General features: G+C 61.5%; 3 protein-coding genes and 2 pseudogenes. 1 reads left to right on the forward strand and 4 read right to left on the reverse strand.

Annotated elements, in window-relative coordinates; all coding sequences use genetic code 11:
- Positions 1-634: 634 nt before the first annotated feature.
- Positions 635-886 (forward strand): FkbM family methyltransferase, encoded by a 252-nt coding sequence (locus tag EN780_RS29720; protein WP_128276076.1) that lies wholly within the window; start codon positions 635-637, stop codon positions 884-886.
- Positions 887-1,292: 406 nt separating this feature from the next.
- On the opposite strand, the pseudogene EN780_RS29725 reads toward EN780_RS29720, so the two are convergent.
- From EN780_RS29725 to EN780_RS39800, 4 genes and pseudogenes are all read right to left on the reverse strand, one after another.
- Positions 1,293-1,373: pseudogene (locus tag EN780_RS29725) on the reverse strand (transposase); the annotation flags it as partial.
- A 105-nt stretch (positions 1,374-1,478) separates the two neighbouring features.
- A complete protein-coding gene (locus EN780_RS29730) occupies positions 1,479-3,011 on the reverse strand; it encodes an IS66 family transposase (protein WP_128276077.1) in 1,533 nt (510 codons plus the stop codon).
- A 69-nt stretch (positions 3,012-3,080) separates the two neighbouring features.
- Positions 3,081-3,437, reverse strand: a complete 357-nt coding sequence (tnpB, locus tag EN780_RS29735; protein WP_023709031.1) for an IS66 family insertion sequence element accessory protein TnpB — start codon at positions 3,435-3,437, stop codon at positions 3,081-3,083.
- Positions 3,434-3,633 (reverse strand): annotated as a pseudogene (locus EN780_RS39800) (IS66 family insertion sequence element accessory protein TnpB); the annotation flags it as partial. The pseudogene EN780_RS39800 and the gene tnpB, both read right to left, overlap by 4 nt.

Genomic DNA, 3,633 nt, shown 5'->3' on the forward strand with positions numbered 1-3,633 from the left:
CTCAATGGCCGGCGGCCTTTGCCGTCAGCCGAGTCTTCGTTCAAAGGAGCGACGGCAGCAATTACGTCAACGTTGCCAAAAATTTTGCACGCCGATTCACAGGTAGGCTACCTCGCGCTCAAACAGGGCGCTCGCAGCAGGTTCCCAGTTTGCACGTCAGTTCGGCAAGCCGGTTGGTGGCGTCGATGTCGCGAACCCGACAAAGTGTCGGTTCCAGCGGGCGCGCCTATTTCACACTTCCTAAGTAAGAAGCACCGCATTCCGCATCTGGCACGCCGATTGCGGAGGGGGGATGATGAGCAAGTGCCGCCTCGACAAACCGGTCGTAACGGCCCGTCCTAGGATATCGCAGGGAGGGCGAGCTATGTTGTCCCAGTTTGAAAACCAGTCCATAAATCAGGAGATTGCCAGGCTCGATCTGCCGAACTCTCGGATCAAGCACTTCGCCCCGTGCAAAACTCTGCAAGAGCCAAAGATCTTGGACCAGTGTGTTCTATGTAGAAATCGGTACTAATCGTCCCATCTCTACCTCGAGTACCTATCTTATGTATCAAGGAGGTGCGCGGGGTGTTCTAGTTGAACCCAATCCTGAATTGGAAGCGCTGATCCGCACTGCGCGCCCGGAGACGTTCTCGTGCGATCTATTATGTTGCCCGCTCAGCAAGCGTCTGCCACGCTCTTCATCGGACACGCCCATGAGCTTTTCCTCGGTGGTAAGGCACATGTTGAAAGCTACGGCGATCTCGACAGTATAGGTGGTATCCGAGAACATATTGAGGTGTGCGTGATCGGTATCAATGAACTATTGACCCCCTATGCCAATAAGGTCGATTTCTTGTCTCTCGATTGCGAAGGACCGGATCACGATCTCTTAAAAGGCCATTGACTACGAGCGCATCAGACCTGCTGTCATCCAGTGCGAGCCAGGGGAGTATTATCTGAAGGGCGCCGCGGCTCAGATCATCCATCTGATGGAACGCAGATCATACCGGCTTGCTGCAATGACCGACGTGATGACAGTCGCTCGCTCTGGCCGAAGGAATCGTCGAGCGCCGTGGCTTCAACAAGGCGCTCGTGGCGCTTGCCAATAAGCGCGCACCGCATGGGCGCTGACGCGAAAGGAGAGCTACGCCGTCGCCTGAGCGCCGGCCCACGGATCGCTGCCTGCGCGGCGATGAGAGCGGTTGTGTGCGTCTTCTGCAAAAAGGGGCGGCCATATTGCTGGTAATGCGGCTTGACGTAGAGCGAGCTTCTTGTGCTCGCGCAGGTCGTCCATGTTGATGTAGCGGTTGACCGCACAGCTCCTCGGTGATCGCCTTCACCTTGCGGGTCGACACGCCCTGCAAGTACATCTCTGCAAGGATGGCCACCAATGTCGTACTGCACTTAAATGTAAGATTGCGCCGACCTCTCGCGACCACTGTACCTAATCTTGAGATTCAATGCCGCCGAGTCTCAATTCAACGTAAGCGGTGTTCTCAGGCCACGGCCTTGAGCTCGAGCTTGTTGATGTAGACCCAAGGCAGGAGATCGTCGATCTGGCTGTTGGGGTGGCCGTTGACGATCCTGGTGAGGACATCGGCGAGATAGCCGAGCGGTTCGACACCATTGAGCTTGCAGGTTTCGATCAGCGAGGCGATGACTGCCCAGTGTTCGGCGCCGCCGTCAGAGCCTGCGAAGAGCGCGTTCTTGCGGTTGAGCGCGATCGGACGGATCGAGCGTTCGACGGTGTTGCTGTCGATCTCGATGCGGCCGTCGTCGAGGAAGCGGGTCAGGCCTTCCCAGCGCGAGAGCGTGTAGCGGATTGCCTCGGCGAGCTTGGTCTTCTGACTGATCAGGCCGAGCTTCTCACGCAGCCAGGGTTCGAGATCGGCGACGATGGCGCGGCTTTTGTCCTGACGCATCGCGCGGCGCTCGTTGGCCGACCGGCCACGGATGTCATCCTCGATCTTGTAGAGTTCGGCGATCCGTCTCAGCGCCTCGCTGGCGATCGGCGCGGGACCGGCTGCTGCCAGTTCATAAAAGCGCCGACGGACATGCGCCCAGCAGAAGGCGAGCGTGACGCCGCTTTTCTCGGCCAGCACGCGATAGCCGCCATAGCCGTCGACCTGAAGGATTCCGGTGAAGCCTGCGAGATGAGCGATCGGACGCTCGGCCTTTCGGTCCGGCGCATAGACATAGGCGACGCCCGGCGGGTCGCTCCCCTCCCATGGTCGGTCATCGCGGGCATAGGCCCACAGCTGCCCAGTCTTCGTCTTGCCGCGGCCCGGATCGAGCACCGGCGCCGTGGTTTCGTCAGCAAAGAGCTTCGGTGAAGTCTTCAGCTTGCCAAGCAGCCGCTCATGCACCGGACGAAGGTGCCAGGCGGCGCGGCCGACCCAGTCGGCGAGCGTAGAGCGATCGAGATTGATACCCTGCCGGGCGTAGATCTGCGCCTGACGATAGAGCGGCAGATGATCGGCATATTTGGAGACCAGCACCTGGGCAACCGTCGCCTCGGTCGGAAGACCACCCTCGATCAGCCGGGCCGGCGCGGGAGCCTGAACCACGACGTCCTCGCAGGCGCGGCAGGCATATTTGGGCCGGCGCACGACGATTACACGCAGCTGCGCCGGAACGATGTCGAGCCGCTCGCTCACGTCCTCGCCGATCCGATGCAAGCCATTGCGGCAGCATGGGCAGGCATGGTCCTCGATGTCGACGATCATTTCCACCCGCGGCAGATGGGATGGCAACGCGCCGCGGTTCGTCCGACGCTTCCTGGCGCGCTCCAGGCGCTCTGCGGGAGATGCTTGTTCGTTCTCTTCCTCGTCGGCGGCCTCGATCTGCTCGGCCTCTTCGAGCCCCAGCAGCAATTGATCCTCGGGGAGCGTCTCGGCACGCCGGCCGAAGCGGTGACGCTGCAATTCCTTGATGATCTGAATCAGACGGGCATTCTCGACGTCGCGCGCCAGGACCATCGCCTTCAGCGCGTCCGGATCGTCGGGAAGCTGGTCAGCCGTCATCGCCATGAGCGGATCAGACCATATTCGCCGACAGCCCGCGACAGCGGAATCCAGGCTGATTCACTTCGTCGCGGGTCAGCCCGCCTGGGCTGGAACGCGGGTCCGGCGCGCCTCGTGGACTCGCCGCCAGTCGAGACCTTCGAGTAGCGCCGAGAGCTGCGCGGCCGTCAGCCGCATCATGCCGTCATGCACTTTCGGCCAGCGGAACTCCCCATCCTCCAAACGCTTGGCATAGAGGCAAACCCCGGTGCCATCCCAGAAGATCAGCTTGATCCGGTCAGTCCGCTTCGCCCGGAAGACGTAGACGGCCCCGCTGAACGGATCGGCCCCCATTGTCTCTCGCACCAGCGCCGCCAATCCCTCCGCACCCTTGCGGAAGTCGACGGGCTTCGTCGCCACCATGACCTTGACCGCACCCGTCGGCCCGATCACGACGTCGCCTTCAGCGCGCGGATCACTGCGGCCACCGTCTTGGTATCGGCGCCCCGGCCGACGCGCATCGCGATGCCGTCGATCTCAAGCTCGATCATGCCGGCATCTCGGGCGGCTTGCCGTTTCCGCTGCTTCGGTGAACGGCTGGCTACAGGTTCCGCCGCCGCCAAAACCGCCGGCACAAAGGCAGGAGAAA

The organism is Mesorhizobium sp. M4B.F.Ca.ET.089.01.1.1, from assembly GCF_004022605.1.
In the GTDB taxonomy this organism is placed as follows: domain Bacteria; phylum Pseudomonadota; class Alphaproteobacteria; order Rhizobiales; family Rhizobiaceae; genus Mesorhizobium; species Mesorhizobium abyssinicae.